Raw genomic sequence first — 19,835 nt, forward strand, 5'->3', positions numbered from 1 at the left:
TCCATGTCGGGAACGACCAGCGATCGGTCTCATCGGGAAGACGGCATGAAGTCCCGGATTCTGAAGCGTCTCGAAGACGAGGCAGGCGGTCTGGACCGGGAACTGCGGACAGAATTGCCGCGAGAGATCCAGCGCGCGCGCGAACTGGGCGATCTCAGCGAGAACGCCGAGTACCAGGCCGCCAAGGAGCGCCAGTCGTTCGTGCAGGCCCGGATGGGGATGCTGCGAAAACGGATGGCCGAGATTTCGCTGATGAACTTCGATCGCCTGCCCCGCGATCGGGCGGCGTTCGGATCGACGATTGTCCTGCGCGAAGATGGCGCCGACGCGGAAATGACCTACCAGTTGGTGATGCCGGAGGACGCGGACGCCACCAAGGGCCTGGTCTCCACCAGTTCGCCGATCGGCAAGGCGTTGGTGGGCAAGCAGGCGGGGGACGAGGCCGTCGTGGACACGCCAGCCGGCATTCGTCGCTTCGACATCGTCAAACTCACCACCGTTCACGACGAGGCCTGATGGTCGGGCCCGAGCCCTACTCATCGAAAACCAGAACCGCGCTGGTGCTGACAGGCACCGGGACGGCGGGCGCGTACCACGCTGGCGTGCTCAAAGCCCTTGGCGAAGCCGGCGTCCGGATCGATCTCGTGGCTGGCCACGGCATCGGCGTTGTTGGCGCCTGTTTCGCGGCAATTGACGGCGCCGAATCGCTGTGGAAGGCTGACGGCTTCTGGCAGCAGGCCCGCGTGCGGCAGTTCTATTCGTGGCGGCGCGTCCTGCGTGTGCTGGGATGGCTGGGTGGCGCGGTGGCGGGGCTGCTTGCCGTTCCCCTCTGCCTGCTGGCGCTCGGCCTGGTGGTCTTCCCAATCGCGTTTCTCCTGCGCCTGGTGCGACTCGAGGCGAGCAACGCGTGGGCCGATGGCTACGCGTGGCTGGTCCACGAGGCGTTTCTGCCCGATCGACTGCCGTCATGGCTGGCCGAAATCGTTCTCGTGCTGGCCATCATTGGCGTGGGCGTGGTGGCGGTCGCCTCGGCCCGCGGCCGCCTTCGGGGGCGTCATCGCGAGGAAGGCCGCTTCTGGTGGCGGGTCTTCGGCGCGCCGGTCGCATCGCGCGAAGCGATCGACCACTGGCGCCTGGCGTTGTGGCGGCTGATTTCGGGCGGCGCCAAGGTGCCCCAACCGGATCCGGTGCAGCTCTCTCGCCGGTATTCGGAACTACTCTCGGACAACGTCGGGCAGCCGGGCTTCAAGGAAGTGATCGCGATTGTGCACGACCTCGATGCGAGGCGCGACCTGGTCGCCGCCGTCCTGACTGAGCCGTATCGCGCGTCGTTCTTCGGCCGGCGCCGCCGGACTGCCGCATGGGCGGCCCGGGCCAACGAGACGCTCGACCTGGCTGGCGCGGACCGGGACCACGTGGTCGACGTCCTGGCTGCGGCGTTGTCGCTGCCGGTCGTCACACCGCCCTGGCCCGTGACGTTCGCGGCCGATAGTTACTGGAGCGGCGAGACCCACCGGCTGTGCGATCGTCCGGATGCGACCATCCGGCTCCTCGAAGAGGTGGTCGCTGCCGGCGTCGACCAGGTGATCATCGTCTCGGCGACCCCTGCGCCGGGCGAACCGCATGCCCTCACCGATCCGCGCGTTGACGGGCACGGCCGGCTCGGCCAGTGGCTGCTTTCACGCGACACCGCGGGACTGAGAGACGCGTCGTCGGCGCGGGCGGATCAATTCAAGAACCTCCACATCATCAGGCCGGATCACAATCCGGTCGGGCCGCTCGATTTTGGCGGGGCGTATGACGGTCGATCCGATCGGATGGCGACGCTGGCCGAACTGGTCGATCTGGGGTATGCAGACGCCTACCGGCAATTTGTGGAGCCGGTTGTGGGCGCGGCAGACGTCACACCATAGCCCCCGCTACTTCTTCCTGTCAGCCGGACTGTGGTCGCGGAGAAACTGCAGGGTGAGATCTCTGATCGTGACGTTGATCTGCTCGTCGGTCTGCCGGCCGTGGCGATCAAAGAAGGCCTGCAGGGGGATGACCGCCTTGGCCATCGCCCGATGACCGCCCGCATTCCCGATGTCTCCGAACACCTTCTTCACCAGCTCGCCGGCGTTGCGCGAGTAGCCCAGGTTCCTCACCGAGATCACCAGCGTGTCGTGCACGATGCCGGCGACGACCGTCCACTTGATGTCTTCGAGCTGGAGGAAGAAATCGGCGACGTACGGGATGAAATCCTCCCGGGGAATCGTTCCCAGGAATGCTGAGAAGATCTGGTCGCCCGCCAGTCCGACCCGCTGCGCATAGGTGACGTATGACAGCCGCTCGAACGTCACGTCCGAGCCCTCCATCTTCCGGATCATCGTCGCATCCGCCAGCGGATAGAGGTAGGAGAACGCCTCCAGGTCAACGCGGTTGGCCTGCCGGTTGAAGAACAACGTGTCCGACTTGATGGCGTACAGCATCGCCGTCGCGGTGCGCTCGGAGATGTTCACGTCCACCGCTCGCAGGTGCTCGGTCAGAATCGTGCTGGTCGAGCCGTAGTCCGGCCGAATGTCCTTGAAGAGGGCGCCGTATCCGGATTGCGCCGGGTGATGGTCGATCACGAGATCGACCTTGTCGAGCAGGCCGCCGAAATAGTGGGGCTGGACGTCCACCATCGCGATGCGCTCGAAGTCCTTGACCGACTGCTCCGTCAGCGTCTCGACGTGGATGTCGAGCAGGTTGGCCATGCGCTGATTCTCCGGCCGCGTCACACCGACGAGCGCCCCGATGATGGCGGTGGTCTTGGTGCGACGCAGCACGTTGCGCAATGCCAGCGCCGAGGCCATCGCGTCGGGATCCGGGTCGTGGTGGAGCAGGATCAGGATGCGATCGGCGTCGTTGAAGTAGCGCTGATACTGCTGGACCCTGGCGCGGGTCAGCGATCGGCTGATTTCGGCGACCAGCGGTCCGCCCACCAGTTCGGCGAGCGACAGGAAACTCAGTTCGGGAAACTGCGCTCGCAGCTGTTCTTCGCGCCTCACCGCACTCCCGCTGGCGCCGCTCATCGGCGTCGCCAGCACGTAGATCAGCGTGGCGCCCGCGCCGGTGATGGCCTGCAGCACCCGTTTGAGACTCTGCCGGCCGGTGTCTTCGACGATCACGCAGGTGTGCGGGGACAAATCGGCTTTGAGATAGGTGTCGGTCTTGGCGAGGTCCCCGGCGGTGATCGCGACGCCGGCTTCGTGGAGCCGTCGCGCCAGGGGACGGCTGTCGACGAGAAAGTCCACGTCGAACCGGGGCGGCAGGACCTGCTCGAGTGTCCTGATCACCAGTTCACTGTGGCAGATGGAGAGGCACTTCATGAGCGCTGCCGAACGTGTGCGAGTCGGGTCATCACGAGACTCTCTCGATTATACGTCGCCGGCCAACGGCGGGCCGGGAAAGGCGGAACGGGCTGCTCGCCGCAGGGCTGCCGTGCGCCCGGTATAAGATCTACCCATGGGCAGGATGTCAGCGGCGGGAGGACTGGCCGTCAGACGCGCGGTGGCGGCGATTGGCCTGCTCGTGCTGGCGGTGCCGGGGCGCCCCGGTGCACAGATGTTCAGGTCGAATGTCGATCTGGTCAGTCTGGGTGTCAACGTCGTGGACAAACGCGGCGCGCTCGTCGCCGACCTTGCCCAGACCGAGTTCGAGGTCTACGAGGACGGCAAACGGCAGGAACTGACGTTCTTCTCGCGCGGCGGTGACTCCACGTCGGCGGCCGAACTCCACCTCGGCCTGCTGTTCGACACGAGCGGCAGCATGGACGAGGACATCGCGCTGGCGCGCACCGCGGCAGTAAAGTTCCTGAACGCGCTGCCCGAAGCCGTCGACGTCACGCTGGTGGATTTCGACACGGAAGTGCGTGTCGCCCGGTACGGCCAGAACGACTTCGCCCGGTTGATCGAGCGGATCCGGCGTCGAAGACCGGACGGGATGACGGCGATGTACGATGCGCTGGGCGTGTACCTTCATGGCGCCGCATCTCAGGAGGGGCGGAAGATCCTCGTCGCCTACAGCGACGCCGGCGACAACCGAAGCTCGCTCAATCTGCCGGACGTGATCGAGCTGCTCCAGGCGTCCGACGTGACGATGTACACGATTGGATTTCTGGACCACCTGGGATCGTCGCATCAGCTGGACGCCCGGTCACGGATTCAGCGGCTGTCCGCGCCTACCGGCGGTCAGGCGTTCTTCCCGTCGTCGGTCAAGGACATCGAATCCGCGTACGACAAGGTGCTCGCTGACATCAAGGCGCAGTACGCGCTCGGCTACGTCTCAACCAACACGCGCGCTGACGGCACGTGGCGAAAGGTCGACATCAAGGTGACGCGCCCAGGTCTCAAGACGCGATCCCGCCAGGGATATTTCGCGCCGTACCGGAAGAGCCCGTGAGGGCCTGTGGTGTTGCACGCTGACTGTCCAGGATGCACCCCGTGACTGACCGCTTTACGCTCGTCTCAGATTTCGCGCTGATGGGCGATCAGGCCCGTGCCATCGACGAGCTCGAGGCGGGGCTGCGACGCGGTGATCCGTACCAGGTGCTGCTGGGCGTGACCGGATCGGGCAAGACCTTCAGCGTGGCCCAGGTGGTGGCGCGCGTGAACCGGCCGACCATCGTCATGGTGCACAACAAGACGCTGGCCGCCCAGCTGTTCCAGGAATTCAGGCGCTTCTTCCCGGACAACGCGGTCGAGTACTTCGTCAGCTACTACGACTACTACCAGCCGGAAGCCTATATGCCGGCCACCGACACGTACATCGAAAAAGAAGCGACCACCAACGACGAAATCGATCGGATGCGGCTGTCGGCGACCCGATCGCTGCTCGAACGCCGGGATGTGCTGATTGTCGCCAGCGTCTCGTGCATCTATGGCCTGGGTTCGCCGGAGGCCTACTACGGCATGCTGCTCCCGCTCGAACGCGGCCAGCGGATCGGCCGCGACGAGATCCTGCGCAAGCTGGTGGAGATTCAGTACGAGCGCAACGACTACGAATTCACCCGCGGCACCTTTCGCGTCCGCGGCGACATCGTCGAGGTCTTTCCGTCGTACGACGAGTCGGCCATCCGGATCGAGCTGTTCGGCGACGAGGTGGACGCGCTCGCGTCGTTCGACCCGCTGACGGGCAAGACCCGTCGCCGCGTCGACCGCCTGGCGGTCTATCCGAAGACGCATTTCGTGATGCCCCGCGATCGCACCCGGCAGGCCGTCGAGTCCATCAAGGCCGAGCTGACCGACAGGCTGGCCGCCCTGCAGGCCGACGGGAAACTCGTGGAGTCGCAGCGGCTGCACCAGCGCACGATGTTCGACCTCGAGATGATGCGCGAGATCGGGTACTGCCACGGGATCGAGAACTACTCGCGCCACCTGACCGGGCGGCGCCCGGGCGAACCGCCGCCGACGCTGCTGGATTACCTTCCGGCCGATGCCCTCGTGATCGTGGACGAAAGCCACCAGACCGTGCCGCAGATTCGCGGCATGTATCACGGGGATCGGGCTCGCAAAGAGGTGCTCGTCAACTACGGATTCCGGCTGCCCTCGGCGCTCGACAATCGCCCGCTGACCTTCGACGAATGGGAGGCGCGCGCGCAGCAGGTGGTGTTCGTGTCTGCGACGCCGGGGCCCCACGAGCTTCGAAAGGCGGGCGGCGTGGTGGTCGAACAGATCATCCGTCCGACGGGCCTGATCGATCCGCCGATCGAGGTCAGATCGGTCGTCGGCCAGGTGGACGATCTGCTCGGCGAGATCCGTGCCTGCGCTGCGGCGGGAGAACGGGTGCTGGTGACGACACTCACCAAGCGGATGTCGGAGGACCTGACGCAGTATTTCCACGAACTCGGAGTGCGCGTCAGGTACCTGCATTCAGACATCGAGACACTCGAGCGAACGGAGATCCTGCGCGATCTGCGGCGCGGCGTGTTCGACGTGTTGATCGGTATCAACCTGCTGCGTGAAGGCCTCGACCTCCCGGAGGTGTCGCTGGTGGCGATCCTCGACGCCGACAAGGAGGGGTTCCTCCGTTCGGCCGGATCGTTGATTCAGACCTCCGGCCGTGCGGCGCGCAACGTGCACGGCCGGGTCATCATGTACGCCAGTACCATCACCAGGTCGATGCAGATCGCCATCAGCGAGACCGGGCGGCGGCGGCTGCTGCAGGAGGCGTACAATCTCGAACACGGGATCACGCCTGCGTCGATCGTGAAGGCGATTGACGGCGTGCTCACGAGTGTCTACGAGCGCGACTACATGGGCGTGCCGTCGGCGAGCGACGGGGGAGAGCCCTTCATGACCCAGGCCCAGATCGACGCGAAGATCGCCGAACTCGGGCGCGAGATGAAGACCGCCGCCGCCAACCAGGAATTCGAGAAGGCGGCATCGATGCGCGATCGCATCAAGCGGCTCCGGGCCAGAAGCCTGGGCGTGGACGATCCCGCGCTGCTGCCCGGCGGAGCATTCGACAGGAATTCCTGAGCGGGCCGGCCATTCCCCGAGGCGGCGGTGCCAGAAGTTGTATGATGGTCCCAGCGGGTCGGAGATCGGGTCCGGCTCGAGCCGTCGGGCGGCGGCGCGGTTCCGCCTGATGACCGGCGGTCACCCAAACACCCGAAGGAGTCTCGGACCATGTCAGACGATCGACACAGCGGAGCCGGTGGAGTCGTGGTCGCCTTCACGCTGGGGGCCCTGATCGGGGCCGTCGTCGCGCTGCTGTTCGCGCCGGCGAAGGGCGAGGAGACCCGGGAGATGATCAGCGAGAGGGCGCGCGAGCAGGCGGGGAAGACTCGCGAGTTCCTCAAGCAACAGAAAGAGAATCTCGCGACCGCCGTCGAGCGCGGGCGTGAGGCCTATCAGTCCGCCCGCGGCGAGAAAGAGCAGGGCTAACTTGACCGGCGAGAATGCGAGTCTCTTCCTGGGCATCATTGCCGTCGCGACCCTGGTCATGGCCGTGGTCCAGGTGAGCGCCATCATCATGATGGTCCGGCTGGCCCGGCGGGTCGATCAGGTGTCGCGTCAGGTTCAGCAGGAGATTGGCCCGCTGGCCGATCGGCTGAGGCGCGTGGCCGACAACATGCAGGAGGCGACCAGCCTCGCCGCGGTGCAGGTCGAGCGGATTGATCGGCTGCTCTCCAGCGCCACCAGGCGCGCCGAAGAGACGATGTCCATGGTCCAGGGCGTGATCGTGGGACCCATGCGCGAGGGAATGGCCGTCGTCGCGTCCCTGCGCGCCGTGATCGCCGCGTTTCGCTCGTTCCGGGGCGGTGAAGGCCGGCTCGCGGCCAGTCGCTTCGACGACGAGGACCCGCTGTTTATCGGGTAGAAATCGTGCCGGCGCATCCCGACGTTGACCGGGAGCGCCTTGCGGTGATAGAACGTCCCCATCGGATCGGCCCTCCTCACGAAGGTGACTCTCATGATGACGCGTCTGAGCCGTGCTTCCTACGTTCTGATCGGGTTGCTGGTGACAGGGGTGATGAGCAGCGCGGCCTACGCCCAGGACGTCAAGTCCCAGGCGCTGGCGAAGGAACTCAGCCAGCTGCTGGACGCCAAGAAACTCGCCGCCATCGCAGCCAGGGACGCCACTGAGCCCGAGTTCTACGTGGCGGCCATGTATTTTTCCGGCAGCCAGATGCTCGTGGTCGGTGCCAAGTACGCCCCGGCGGTGTTGCTTGACGGGAAACTCCGGAACCGGGAATACCAGGACGTTTACATCGACCTGAACAGCGCCGCGAAGGCCGGCACCAAGGTGTTTATAGAGGATGCCGGCGCCGACGGGCTGAAGCCCGACCACGAGACCAACAAGGGCGCCGATTCGCTGGAGCAGGCCGGAAAGCAGACGAAATTCGATGACGACTGGAAGAAGGACCAGAAGTTGTCGGATGCGGACTACCAGAAAGTGTTCGCCGCTGCCGACACGCTTTATTGTCGTCTGCTGACCGCGCTCATCGCCGAAGCCAGGAAGTAATCAGCCCGCCCGCTACAAGGGCCTCGCCGTTGGCACCAGGGAGAATACGAACGACGAGAGTATGTCGTTGCGGAGCCGCGCGTAGTTGGAGATTCCGCTCAGGCAGTCGGAGCTTTCGCCCGCCTCTGTCACACCCGCGATGCCCCACGTGCCGTCCTGCAACACCAGCAGGGGCCCGCCTGAATCGCCGCTGCACGTGTTGCTGACGTCCCCGCTGAAATCAGACGAAAAGACGTTCACACCAATTCTGTAAATGGTGACCGTACCGGCGTGCAGAACGCCCTGACCGCCGCTGGCGTCGAGGCCATAGCCGGCGACCACGCCCTGTTCGCCCGGAACCACGTCACGGCTGACGAGCAGCGGCAGCGGAGTCCGGCCCAGGTCTTCGCCAACGATGACCACGCCGACATCCGGGGACCCGGTGGCCGTGGCACTGTACGCCGGGATTGGCGTGAAGGAGGAGGCCGCGATCGCCCTGCCGCCCAGCCCGCCAGGCAGGATCGCGACGTGTTTGGTCTTGCCGGCGAGGCAGTGGGCCGCCGTCACCACCGCATTTGGCGCGATCACCGTGCCCGAGCAGAACCCGATGGCCTTTCCGGCGGCGTCCTCGAGCAGGACCAGGACGACCGGCGACGTGTCGCCAGAGCAGACGAGGCCGTTGATGATGCTCTGGGGACTGCCCAGGAATCCGCCAATCGCCCCGCACACGAACGCGGCGGGCGGCGGAGGAGAGGGTGTCGGAACGGGCGTAGGTGCGGGCGCCGGCGTGGGCGTCGGCGTAGTCGGGCTTGACGAACCGCCGCCGCAGGCCGTCATCGCCAGCAGCGCAACGATGACGGCGATCATTGCCAGCGTCGGACGCCGGGATGGGGACCACATTTCATCCAGTGTAGTGCCAGGAAGGGAGGCCAGCAAGCGCGCGTCACGCTTTCGGGGTTGTGCCGCAAGGCGCGAGGCACCACAATGATAGGAATGAGATCCACACCCATGACTGTTCGGAAGATAGCCGGAGCCGCGTTGTTTCTGTCGATCGCGCTCGCGGGGTTTCTCCCGGCGGGACGTGTCCTGCTGCGCGCCCAGACGACGGTTCTCCAGGGGCCGGCGCTGTCGGCGCCGCTCACCCAGGCCGTCCCCGTCGACGCGCGGATCACGATCGGCTACCTGCCCAACGGACTCCGGTACTACATCAGGACCAACGAGCGCCCGTCTCGACGCGCGGAACTCCGCCTGGTGATCAACGTCGGGTCCGTGGTCGAAGACGACGACCAGCGCGGCGTGGCGCATTTTGTCGAGCACATGGCGTTCAACGGCAGCGAGCATTTCGCCAAGCAGGATTTGATCAAGTTCATGGAGTCGATCGGCATGCGGCTCGGTCCCGGCGTCAACGCCGAGACCGGGTTCGACGAGACCGTGTACATGCTCCACGTGCCGACCGACAACCCGGAGGCGATGGCAAAGGCGTTTCTGTTCCTCGCCGATGTGGCGCACGGCCTCTCGTTCGACCGGGAGGCGATCGACAAGGAGCGCGGCGTCATCGTCGAGGAGTGGCGGCAGGGGCGGGGTGCCGACGCCAGGATGCGGGACCAGCAGTTTCCGATCCTGTTGCGGGGATCGCGGTACAGCGACCGCGTGCCGATCGGCACCAAGGAGAGCATCGAAGGCTTCAAGCCCGAGGCGTTGAAGCGGTTCTACGCGGACTGGTATCGGCCGGATCTGATGGGCGTCATCGCCGTCGGCGACTTCAGCAAGTCGGCGATCGAAGCGATGATCAAGGCGCAGTTCGGCGCCATTCCCGCGCCGCCACACCCGAGGCCTCGGACCGCGTTCGAGGTTCCCGATCATCCCGAGACCCTCTTCGCGGTGGCCACCGACGCGGAAGCGGCGATGACGACCGTGGGGGTGTACAACATGCTCCCGCTGCGGGATCAGACCACCGTTGGCGCGTATCGACAGCAGCAGGTGGAGCGGCTGTACACCAACATGCTGACCGAGCGGCTGGCGGAGTTGACCCTGAGGGCCGATCCGCCGTTCATGAAGGCGGTGGTGGGGCGCGGTCTGTTTGTTCGCACGAAGGAAGCCGCGACCTTGATGGCGCTGGTCAGGGAGGACGGCATCGAAAGCGGCCTTCGCGCGCTGGTGACCGAGTCGACCCGGGCCGCGCGGTTCGGATTTACGCCGGCGGAGCTGGAGAGAGAAAAGCGCGACACGATGCGGCTTTACGAGGGCGCGTTCGCGGAGCGCGACAAGGAGGAATCCGCAGTGCTGGCGGCCGAGTACATCCGGAACTTCACGCAGCAGGAGCCGCTGCCAGGCATCACCTACGAGTACGGTCTCGTCCAGCGCTTCCTGCCGAACATCACACTGCAGGAAGTCAATCAGGTGGCGAAGGAGTGGACCGGCGGGAGCCGGATTGTGCTGGTGAACGCCCCGCAGAAGGACGGGCTGAAGGTGCCCGATGCGGCCAGGCTCGCCGCGGCCATCAAGAGCGGGGCGGAAACTGACGTCACGCCCTACGTCGAAGTCGCCGCGAACCAGTCGCTGTTCGACGAGCTGCCGAAACCTGGCTCAGTCGTCAGATCGAAGACCAGAGAGGCGTTTGGCGTCACGGAATGGGAGCTCTCCAACGGCGTCAAGGTGATGCTGAAGCCGACCGACTTCAAGCAGGACGAGGTGGTGTTCCGCGCGACGAGCCCGGGCGGCACCTCGCTGGCGAGCGACAAGGACTACATCGCCGCGATGACGGCGCCCCAGGTGATTGCGGCCGGCGGGGTCGGCACGTTCGACGTGATTCAACTCCGGAACATCCTGTCGGGCAAGGCCGTGGCGGTGAGGGCGTTTATCGACGACACCAGGGAGGGGATTGCCGGCGGCGGGTCACCGAAGGAGCTGGAGTCTTCGGGGTGATCACCTCGCAGACCAAGGCGATGCTGGCCAGTCAGCAGGCGAGTCCCGAATGGGTATTCGGACAGGCCCTGCAGGCCGCGACCACACAGGATCACTTCCGGGCGCGCCCCATGACGCCCGAGATGGTCGCCCAGATGGATCTGCAGAAATCTCTGGCGTTCTACAAGGACCGCTTCGCGGACGCCAGCGACTTCACGTTCGTGTTTGCCGGCAGCTTCGATCTGCCGACCATCAAGCCGCTGGTCGAGCGGTATCTTGGATCGCTGCCGTCGCTGCACCGGAAAGAGACCTGGAGAAACGTCGGCATCACGCCGCCCAAGGGCATCGTGGAGAAGATCGTCAGGAAGGGCATCGAGCCGAAGAGCCAGGCGGCCGTCGTCTTTACGGGCCCCTTCCCGTTCGATTCTCCACACCAGGTGACGCTCGATGCGCTGGCCGTCGTCCTCGAGACGAGGCTGCGCGAGCGGCTGAGGGAGGCGTTGAGCGGAACCTACGGCGTTCAGGTCGAGGCCGATGCCTCCAAGATCCCTGATGCGCGGTACACCATCCATATCGATTTTGGATGCGATCCGGATCGGACTGAGGCGCTCGTCAAAACGCTGCTTGCCGAGATTGAGACGTTGAAGAGCCGGGGACCGACGGAGAAGGAAGTCCGCGACGCCGGCGAGGCGCTTCGGCGGAGGCACGACAGCGACCTGGCCGTCAACAACCGAATGGTGTCGGAACTGTCGGACCGGTACGAGAACTCCGTAGACATCGCTGAGTTCTTTGAGTTGCCGGGAGAGATTGACAGGCTGACGGCGGCGGGAGTCCAGGAGGCGGCGCGCCGCTATCTCGACACGAGCAACTACGTCCGGGTGACGTTGTATCCGGAGAAGGGAAAATCACTCCCGGAGTGATTGTCTTAGATCAGCCGTCCGATCCGGCGGAGTTGAACGACCGGCCGCTGCGCCTCGCGCGAGGCGGCCAGATCCACCTCGAAGTCCGCGACCCAGTCGTTGACCATCTGCGGGTCGACGAGCATCTGTTCGACCCGCCACGTCTGCAGATCATCTGAGGGCGAGACGTACGTGTGCCGGAGATTCCGGGCTTCCGGATCAAGGCGGAGCCGTTCGTGCTCGACGAGGTACGCTTCGTGCTCGCCCCGGAGCCGTTCGGGCGTCCAGGGAATGTCCTCGGCATCGCTCGGTGAGTCGAGCGCGGCAAGCGCGGCTCCCTGGTTGTTGATGGACCAGGCGCGAAGAAACGAGAACACGCGGGTCCTGATGGCCGCGGTGAACGTTCTGGCGTCACGCGTGATGTCCTGCTCGGCGGCGTCGGCGCCGGGCAGGTGGAGATCCCGTGCCCGAGGCGTTGCGGCGTCGAACGACCGGTAGGCGGGATCCCGCAGTTTTTCCCATTCGTCGGAGAGGCTCGAATCCACCTGGCCGACCAGCGTGCGCAGGTACAGCTCACTCTCGCGCACCATGTCCGTCTTCAGGCCGTCGGGCACGGTCTGGTTGAGGACTTTGTAGACGCTGTTGAGGTGTCTGAGCAGCAGGCCCTCGACGCGCTCGAGTTCGTAGTCGAGCACGTATTCGTCGAACGAGCGGAACTGCTCGAACATCTCCCGCGCGATCGACTTGGGCCGGATGTTCTCCTCTCCCACCCATGGGTGTCTGTCGGCAAAGGCGTTGAAGCTCACGTAGATGAAGTCGCGCAGCGGTTTCGGGTATTCGAGCTTCTCGAGTTCCGCCATCCGCTGTTCGTATTCGACCCCGTCGGCTTTCATCTGCGCGACGGCCTGGTCCTTGATCTTGTCGAGCTGGCGGCGCAGCACGATCTCCGGATTCTCCAGGATGGCCTCGACCAGCGTGAGCAGGTCGAGGGCGTAGTCCAAGGATTCGGGATCGAGCAGCGGGATGGTCTCGACCAGGTACAGCGACAGCGTCTGGTCCATCGAGAAATCGTCCTGCAGATCGACGTTCACGCGCAGCGTGGATCCCTGGTCTGTGCACGGGACGAATTCGACGATGTGCCGGGCGACGAGGGCGCGGAAGAGCTGCCACGCCCGCCTGGTATGCGCTTTCTTCGCGTCGGCGGACTCGTGGGAATCACGAATCAGCTGGCGCATCGCGCGGCAGCCATCGCCCCGTCGGCTGAGGACGTTGAGCAGCATGCCGTGCGAGACGTGGAATCGCGAGGTGAGCTGCTCGGGAGACGAGGCAATGAGCCGCTTGAAGGTGCCCAGGTCCCAGTTGACGAAGTTGTGTTCGGGCGGCTTGCGCCTGGTGATCTTCTTGCCGTCGCGCGCCGCCTTTTCGCCGAGCTTGATGTTCTCGATGACATGTTCGGGAGCCTGCACCACGACGAAGCCCTGAGTATCAAACCCCTTGCGGCCGGCGCGGCCCGCGATCTGGTGGAAATCGCGAGCGCTGAGAATCGCGGTCTTTCGTCCGTCGAACTTGCAGAGGCGCGTGAACAGGACCGTGCGGATGGGAACGTTGATGCCGACGCCCAGCGTGTCGGTGCCGCAGATGATCTTGAGCAGGCCGCGCTGGGCGAGTTGTTCAACCAGCACGCGGTACTTGGGCAGCAGGCCCGCGTGGTGCAGGCCGATGCCGTGCTTCAGCCACTTGCGGATGTCGGCGCCGTACGGGCTGCTGAACGTGAATCCCTCAATCTCGTCGGCGATGGCGGCCTTTTCCTCCCGCGTGCAGATCTTGAGGCTGGTGAAGTCCTGCGCGCTGCTGGCGGCGTCGGCCTGTGTGAAGTGCACGACGTAGGCCGGTGTCTTGCCTTCCGCGGCGAGCTTCTCGAGCGTGTGCGCGAGCGGGATTTCGGCGTAGGCGTATTCGAGCGGCACGGGCCGATCGACCGATTTGACCGAGACGGTGGGCCGGCCCGTCAGCGTCGTGAGGGCCTTCTCGAACGACGACGTGTCGCCGAGCGTCGCGGACATGAGCAGAAAACGCGCCTGGGGCAGCGTGAGCAGCGGCGTCTGCCAGGCGACGCCCCGGTCGCGATCGGCGTACCAGTGGAACTCGTCCATCACCACCGCATCGACCCTCGCGTCAGGTCCTTCGCGCAGCGCCATGTTGGCGAGCACTTCGGCCGTGCAGCAGAGAATCGGCGCGTCGCGATTGACCGTGGCGTCTCCCGTGCAGAGGCCGACCTGGTCCGCGCCGAACTCGCGGCAGAAGCCCATCCATTTCTCGTTGACCAGCGCTTTGATCGGGCAGGTGTAGATGGACCGGTGTCCGCGGGCAAGACCGGCGAAGAGGAGCGCCGACGCCACCAGCGACTTCCCCGAGCCGGTCGGCGTGTTGAGGATGACGTTCTTCTCGTCCAGCAGTTCGAGGATCGCCTCTTCCTGCGCGGGATAGAGGGTCAGGCCCTTGTCGCCGGTGTAGTCGAGGAACCGGCCCAGCAGCGCGTCGCTGGACACGTCGCCGTTATCAGGCAGGAAGTCGCCGAGGTGTGTGGGCATCACTGGTAGTTGTACTTCGAATCCGGGCTTTTCGAGCTGGCCAGGCAGATCGACACGCTGAGGGCAGTCCTGAGACGTGCGGTGAGTCGTCAGCGGTTCGGATCCTGTTGCGACGACTTCTGGAGCCCGCCGCGCCGGCAAATGTACCTTGCAATCACATCATGACCTGTTGATAATTCAAGGTATGGTGATAGTGCGCCAGTTCCACCTGGATGACGTGATCCGCTTGCTGCGGACGTATCCAGTCGTCGCCATTCTGGGAGCCAGACAGGTCGGCAAGACGACCCTGGCCGCCATGGTGGCCCATGCCAGGCAGCACCCTGTCACGGCGTTTGACCTCGAGAATCCCGCCGACGTCAGTCGTCTCTCCGACCCCATGCTGGCGCTCGAGACGAAACGCGGACTCGTGATTCTGGACGAGGTACAACATCGTCCGGACCTGTTTCCCATCCTGCGCGTCCTGGCGGACCGTTCACCCATGCCGGCCAGGTTTCTTGTCCTCGGGAGTGCGTCGGCAGCGCTGCTGCGACAGACGTCGGAGTCGCTGGCCGGCCGCATCAGTGTTCATCATCTGGAAGGATTTTCGCTTGCCGAAACCGGTGTCAGCCATCTGCGCCGGCTGTGGCTCCGCGGCGGCTTTCCCCGTTCGTATCTCGCCCGGTCGGATGCGGCGAGTGACGAGTGGCGGCGAAACTTCATCCGGACGTTCGTCGAACGGGATCTGCCCCAGCTTGGCGTGCAGATCCCGTCGGCGACACTCGGACGATTCTGGTCGATGTTGGCGCACTACCACGGTCAGACCTGGAACGGAGCCGAACTGGCCCGCGCATTTGGCGTGTCCGACATGACGGTGCGCCGATATCTTGATCTGCTGGCCGCCACGTTTGTCGTTCGCGTGCTGCCTCCGTGGCATGAGAATCTGGCCAAGCGGCAGGTGAAGTCGCCGAAAGTGTACATCTCGGACAGCGGAGTGTTACACACACTGCTCGGCATCCAGACGCATGACGATCTGGAGCGGCACCCCAAAGTGGGAGCGTCGTGGGAGGGCTTCGGTCTGGGCAATGTCGTCGATCGTCTCAGGGCAGGTTGGCACGAGTGCTTCTATTGGCGCACTCATGCCGGCGCGGAACTGGACCTGCTTGTCGTGCGTGGTCGCGTAAGACGCGGTTTCGAGTTCAAACGAACCACGGCACCGTCTGTCACGCCGTCGATGCGACAGGCGCTCATCGATCTAAAGCTGTCGTCGCTCGACGTGATCCACGCCGGTTCCGAGACGTTTCCCATGGCACACGGGATTCGCGCCGTGGCACTGTCTCGCCTGCATGAGGACGTGCGGCCACTCGGGTAGCGTGACCGAAGAAGATTGGTGGGCGCTAGTGGATTCGAACCACTGACCCCCGCCGTGTGAAGGCGGTGCTCTACCGCTGAGCCAAGCGCCCGACCCTGAGAAATGACTGACCCGTTCAGTCTAGTGGATTCGCCGCCGTCCGGGCAACACCTGCGACGCGCTCAGAGCGTCCCGTACAGCCGATCGCCGAAATCCCCGAGCCCGGGCACGATGTACTTCTTCTCGTTCAGCCGCTCGTCAACCACCGGCGTGTAGATGTCCACGTCCGGATGATGGCGGTCGACCAGCGCAATGCCCTCGGGCGCCGCAACGATGCAGAGCATCTGAATATTGCGCGCGCCAGCCTGCTTCAAGAGGTCAATCGCCTCAACGGCGCTCCCTCCGGTGGCGAGCATCGGGTCGATCACCAGGACGTACGAATCCGCCAGCCCCGCCGGCAGCTTCGAGTAGTAGCGCGACGCAATGGCGGTCAGCTCGTCCCGCTGCAGCCCGATGTGTCCCACCCGCGCGCCCGGCACCAGCCCGAGCACCGCATCGAGCATGCCGAGCCCCGCGCGCAGCACCGGGACGACGACCACATCGGAGGCGACGCGCTGGCCATGAGCCACCGCGAGCGGCGTCTTGACAGAGGCGGGTCTGGTCGGCAGCGCCCGCAGCGCCTCGCTGGCAAGCAGCACGCTGATGCGAACCGCCATCCGCCGGAACTCGTCGGGCGCGGTAGATTCGTCACGCAGCGAGAGCAGGATGTCCTGGACGAGCGGGTGCTGAACAATGTGAACTGGCACGGCCAGACTATACACGAACGCTGCAGCGGACTGCCACCCCGGCGCGGCTGCTCTGCGCTAAGATCTGTTCCATGCGAGCAACCACTCACCCCGGCCGCCGATCGATACTCCTTCTCGTTCTGGCTCTCGGCATCTCGCTCACCTGCCCGGCGAGCCTGGTCGCCCAGGCGCCCGCCCAACGGCCCCCCCAGCCGGTCTCGATCGTCATCACGGGCGGGATCGTCGTGACCATGGACGCCCACAACAGGGTGCTGTGGCCAGGAGCGGTCGCGATTGACGGACACAGGATCGTCGCCGTCGATACTCCTGAGAACATCGCCCGGGCGTATCGGGGCAACCAGGTGATTCGGGCCGGCGGCCATGTGGTGATGCCCGGCCTCATCAATACGCATACCCACGCCGCGATGGTGATGTACCGGGGCCTGGCCGATGACCTGGCGTTGATGGACTGGCTCCAGAAGTACATTTTTCCAGCCGAAGCGAAGACCGTGTCCCCGGAGATGGTGCGCATCGGAACGCGACTGGCCGCGCTGGAGATGATCGAGTCGGGGACGACGCTCTTCACCGACATGTACTACTTCGAGGAGGAAGTCGGCCGCGTTGCCAGATCCGCGGGCCTCCGGGGCGTGCTCGGAGAGACGATTATCGGTTTCCCCGTCGCGGACGCGAAGACGCCGGCTGACGCGCTGGTTCGGGCAGAGCGCTTCATCAAGGAGTTCAAGAGCGACCCGCTCGTCACGCCTGCCGTCGCTCCGCACGCGATGTATACGAACGAGACGGCGACGTTGACGGCGGCCATCGCCCTGGCGCGCAAGTACGACGTGCCGCTCCTCACTCACGTCGCCGAGACTCAGGACGAAGTCAAGACGTCGAACGACAAGTACAAGATGTCGCCGGTCGCGTATCTGGAGTCGATTGGATTCTGGGGGCCGAAGACGCTTGCCGCGCATTTCGTGCACGTCGGCGACGACGACCTCGCGATTCTGAGCAGGCGCGGCGCCGGGCTTTCGCACAACCCCGAGAGCAACATGAAGCTGGCGAGCGGCGCGGCTCCCGTTTCGAAGGCGCTCAAGGCCGGCGTCCACGTGGGCCTCGGCACCGATGGCGCGGCCAGCAACAACGACCTCGACATGTTCGAGGCGATGCGGCAGGCGGCGTTCCTGGCCAAACTCGCTGAGAACGATCCCACCGCGGTGTCGGCGCAGACGGCGCTCGAGATGGCGACCATCGGCGGGGCCCGCGCACTCGGGATGGCGGATCGGATTGGCTCGCTCGAACCGGGCAAGCTGGCTGACGTGATTATGGTGTCGATGCAGTCGGCGCGTCAGACGCCGCTCTACAATCCCATTTCACATCTGGTGTATGTGACCCGGGGAGAAGACGTCCGCACGACAATCGTCAACGGCCGCATCCTGATGCGGAACCGCCGCGTGCTGACGCTCAATGCGCCGGCGGTCATCGCCGACGCGGTGGCGCTGGCGAAGAAGGTGAAGGCCGCCGTCGACGCCGCGTCTCAGTCGAGCGCGCCCAGGTAGGGGAGATGGCGATACTGCTCGGCGTAGTCGAGGCCGTAGCCGACCACGAAACGGTCCTCGATGGTGAACCCGATATAGTCCACCTTGACCTCGACAACGCGCCGCGACGGCTTGCTCAGCAGGCATGCGGTCCTGAGCGACTTGGGCCCGCGCGCGTGCAGGATCTCCTGCAGGTAGGCCAGCGTCAGCCCGGTGTCGACAATGTCCTCGATGATGACGACGTTGCGGCCCTCGAGACCCGTGTCGAGGTCCTTGAGGACACGGACTTCGCCGGAAGACGTCGTGCTCTTGCCGTAGCTCGACACCGCCATAAAGTCGATGGTCACCGGCCGATCCATTGCCCGGATAAGGTCGCCCAGGAACATGAACGCGCCCTTGAGGACGCTCACAAAGTGGAGCTGGGGCTCGTTGGCGAAATCGCGGCGAATGTCGGCGGCCAGTTCCTTGACGCGCTGCTGGATCTGCTCCGCGGAGATGATGACGGCCTTGGGTTCTTCGTACGCCATAGGCGAGAAAGACTAACATAGATTACTAGTTCTCCATGAATCTTGACTGTTTCCTGACAATGTACGATTTTGGATGAGGGCGCCGGGGTGGTATGCTTCGTGCACGATGGGCCCATCGCGGACTCCCCACTTGCCGTCCGAGCTCGCCGGCCATATCGGTAAGCCTGTCATAATTGGACACAGTCCCGCCCTCCAGGCGATTTGCGCCCTTGCCGAGCGCGTGGCCGAGGGCGATGCCCGGGTTCTGATCACTGGCGAGAGCGGCGTCGGCAAGGACCTGGTCGCTCAGCTCATCCACTCGCACTCGCACCGCGCCGATCAGCCATTTGTGGCGGTCAATTGCGCCGGCGTCACCGAGACGCTGCTCGAATCGCAGTTGTTCGGTCACGTAAAAGGCGCCTTCACGGATGCCTTTCGCGACAAGATCGGCATCCTGCAGCTGGCGCACAACGGCACGATCTTCCTCGACGAAGTCGCGGAGATGAGCCTGCGGATGCAGGCCCTGTTCCTGCGCTTCCTCGAGAACGGCGAAATCCAGCCAGTCGGCTCCGACGTCGTGAGGACGCAGGTCAACGGACGCGTGATTGCCGCCACCAACAAGGACCTGGCAGCGGCCGTGGCGGCGGGGAATTTCCGCGAAGACCTGATGTACCGCCTCGACGTGGTGCACATTCGCGTGCCGCCATTGCGGGAGCGCACCGAGGACGTGCGGGCGCTCATCGAGCATTGCCTCTCCCGGGCCGAGCGGCGAATCACGCTGACCGAGGAGGCGTTCCGCGCCCTCGAAACGTACCGCTGGCCGGGCAACGTGCGCGAGCTGCAGAACGTGGTCGAGCGGCTGATCTGGACTTCCGTCGAGGACGTCGTGGGCGTCGAGCATCTGCCGACCCGCCTTCTCCAGGGACGCACGGATTCGATTCTTCCTGCGCGTGAGCGCCGCCGGCAGCGGGCGGACGACATCTTCAAGGCGCTCACGGAAGGCTCGTTCTCGTTCTGGGAACACGTGCATCCGCTCTTCCTGGATCGTGACATCACCCGGAACGACGTGCGCGACCTCGTGCGCCGGGGTCTGGCCGCCACGCGCGGCAACTACCAGGCCCTCGTCCGGCTCTTCGGCATGCCAGACACCGACTACAAGCGTTTCCTGAATTTTCTGGGCACCCACGGCTGCGTCGTGGATTTCCGTGAGTTCCGCCCCGCCGCCGCGCGCGACGGGGCGGTGACGAAAGAAGAGAAGGTGCCGTCGGAAACGCGGGCCCCCCGAGGCGGCAGGGCGAATCCCACGCCGTAGACAGCTCT

At 65.1% G+C, this 19,835-nt stretch carries 17 protein-coding genes and 1 tRNA gene; 12 read left to right on the forward strand and 6 right to left on the reverse strand.

Annotated features, from left to right (window positions below):
- The first annotated feature begins 45 nt into the window (after nucleotides 1-45).
- Nucleotides 46-516: a transcription elongation factor GreA gene (locus tag NTV05_07380; GenBank protein MCX6544224.1), complete on the forward strand. Its 471-nt coding sequence runs from the start codon at nucleotides 46-48 to the stop codon at nucleotides 514-516.
- On the forward strand, nucleotides 516-1,913 hold the full coding sequence (locus NTV05_07385; protein MCX6544225.1) for a patatin-like phospholipase family protein: 1,398 nt from the start codon (nucleotides 516-518) through the stop codon (nucleotides 1,911-1,913). The genes NTV05_07380 and NTV05_07385 overlap by 1 nt, the downstream gene beginning before the upstream one ends.
- A 6-nt stretch (nucleotides 1,914-1,919) precedes the next feature.
- On the opposite strand, the gene NTV05_07390 is transcribed toward NTV05_07385, so the two are convergent.
- Nucleotides 1,920-3,350, reverse strand: a complete 1,431-nt coding sequence (locus tag NTV05_07390) for a DHH family phosphoesterase (GenBank protein ID MCX6544226.1) — start codon at nucleotides 3,348-3,350, stop codon at nucleotides 1,920-1,922.
- Nucleotides 3,351-3,486: 136 nt separating this feature from the next.
- Between NTV05_07390 and NTV05_07395 the strand changes: the two genes are divergently transcribed.
- The 5 genes from NTV05_07395 (at nucleotide 3,487) to NTV05_07415 (ending at nucleotide 7,989) form a co-directional block, all read left to right on the forward strand.
- Nucleotides 3,487-4,422, forward strand: a complete 936-nt coding sequence (locus tag NTV05_07395; protein ID MCX6544227.1) for a VWA domain-containing protein — start codon at nucleotides 3,487-3,489, stop codon at nucleotides 4,420-4,422.
- 41 nt (nucleotides 4,423-4,463) lie between these two features.
- Complete coding sequence (gene uvrB / locus NTV05_07400; protein ID MCX6544228.1) at nucleotides 4,464-6,500, forward strand: excinuclease ABC subunit UvrB; 2,037 nt, start codon at nucleotides 4,464-4,466, stop codon at nucleotides 6,498-6,500.
- 150 nt (nucleotides 6,501-6,650) lie between these two features.
- Entirely contained in the window at nucleotides 6,651-6,908 is a 258-nt protein-coding gene (locus tag NTV05_07405; GenBank protein ID MCX6544229.1) for a YtxH domain-containing protein, read from the forward strand.
- A 1-nt stretch (nucleotide 6,909) separates the two neighbouring features.
- Complete coding sequence (locus tag NTV05_07410) at nucleotides 6,910-7,344, forward strand: hypothetical protein (GenBank protein MCX6544230.1); 435 nt, start codon at nucleotides 6,910-6,912, stop codon at nucleotides 7,342-7,344.
- 93 nt (nucleotides 7,345-7,437) lie between these two features.
- Complete coding sequence (locus NTV05_07415) at nucleotides 7,438-7,989, forward strand: hypothetical protein (GenBank protein MCX6544231.1); 552 nt, start codon at nucleotides 7,438-7,440, stop codon at nucleotides 7,987-7,989.
- A 12-nt stretch (nucleotides 7,990-8,001) separates the two neighbouring features.
- Here the strand turns inward: NTV05_07415 and NTV05_07420 are convergent, their stop codons facing one another.
- On the reverse strand, nucleotides 8,002-8,835 hold the full coding sequence (locus tag NTV05_07420; protein MCX6544232.1) for a trypsin-like serine protease: 834 nt from the start codon (nucleotides 8,833-8,835) through the stop codon (nucleotides 8,002-8,004).
- A 141-nt stretch (nucleotides 8,836-8,976) separates the two neighbouring features.
- On the opposite strand from NTV05_07420, the gene NTV05_07425 reads away from it, so the two are divergent.
- Nucleotides 8,977-10,893, forward strand: coding sequence for a pitrilysin family protein (locus NTV05_07425; GenBank protein MCX6544233.1), 1,917 nt, complete (start codon nucleotides 8,977-8,979; stop codon nucleotides 10,891-10,893).
- Complete coding sequence (locus NTV05_07430) at nucleotides 10,890-11,792, forward strand: insulinase family protein (GenBank protein MCX6544234.1); 903 nt, start codon at nucleotides 10,890-10,892, stop codon at nucleotides 11,790-11,792. The genes NTV05_07425 and NTV05_07430 overlap by 4 nt, the downstream gene beginning before the upstream one ends.
- Before the next feature lie 5 nt (nucleotides 11,793-11,797).
- Here the strand turns inward: NTV05_07430 and NTV05_07435 are convergent, their stop codons facing one another.
- Complete coding sequence (locus NTV05_07435; protein MCX6544235.1) at nucleotides 11,798-14,362, reverse strand: DUF3516 domain-containing protein; 2,565 nt, start codon at nucleotides 14,360-14,362, stop codon at nucleotides 11,798-11,800.
- A 184-nt stretch (nucleotides 14,363-14,546) separates the two neighbouring features.
- On the opposite strand from NTV05_07435, the gene NTV05_07440 reads away from it, so the two are divergent.
- Nucleotides 14,547-15,710, forward strand: coding sequence for an ATP-binding protein (locus NTV05_07440; GenBank protein ID MCX6544236.1), 1,164 nt, complete (start codon nucleotides 14,547-14,549; stop codon nucleotides 15,708-15,710).
- A 16-nt stretch (nucleotides 15,711-15,726) separates the two neighbouring features.
- On the opposite strand, the gene NTV05_07445 is transcribed toward NTV05_07440, so the two are convergent.
- Both NTV05_07445 and upp read right to left on the reverse strand, forming a co-directional pair.
- Nucleotides 15,727-15,801 (reverse strand) — tRNA-Val (locus NTV05_07445).
- A gap of 70 nt (nucleotides 15,802-15,871) precedes the next feature.
- The gene (upp, locus tag NTV05_07450; GenBank protein ID MCX6544237.1) at nucleotides 15,872-16,495 is read right to left on the reverse strand and encodes a uracil phosphoribosyltransferase; all 624 of its coding nucleotides are present in this window, start codon (nucleotides 16,493-16,495) and stop codon (nucleotides 15,872-15,874) included.
- A 71-nt stretch (nucleotides 16,496-16,566) separates the two neighbouring features.
- Here upp and NTV05_07455 point away from each other — a divergent pair, with 71 nt between their 5' ends.
- Nucleotides 16,567-18,030 carry an amidohydrolase gene (locus NTV05_07455; protein MCX6544238.1) on the forward strand — a complete coding sequence of 488 codons (1,464 nt, stop codon included), beginning with the start codon at nucleotides 16,567-16,569 and terminating at the stop codon, nucleotides 18,028-18,030.
- On the opposite strand, the gene hpt is transcribed toward NTV05_07455, so the two are convergent.
- The gene (gene hpt / locus NTV05_07460) at nucleotides 18,009-18,536 is read right to left on the reverse strand and encodes a hypoxanthine phosphoribosyltransferase (protein ID MCX6544239.1); all 528 of its coding nucleotides are present in this window, start codon (nucleotides 18,534-18,536) and stop codon (nucleotides 18,009-18,011) included. The two genes, NTV05_07455 and hpt, sit on opposite strands and share 22 nt — an antisense overlap.
- Nucleotides 18,537-18,666: 130 nt before the next feature.
- On the opposite strand from hpt, the gene NTV05_07465 reads away from it, so the two are divergent.
- Complete coding sequence (locus tag NTV05_07465) at nucleotides 18,667-19,827, forward strand: sigma-54 dependent transcriptional regulator (protein ID MCX6544240.1); 1,161 nt, start codon at nucleotides 18,667-18,669, stop codon at nucleotides 19,825-19,827.
- The last annotated feature ends 8 nt before the right edge of the window (nucleotides 19,828-19,835 follow it).

The sequence above is a fragment of the Acidobacteriota bacterium genome (genome assembly GCA_026393755.1).
GTDB lineage: Bacteria > Acidobacteriota > Vicinamibacteria > Vicinamibacterales > JAKQTR01 > JBAXOX01.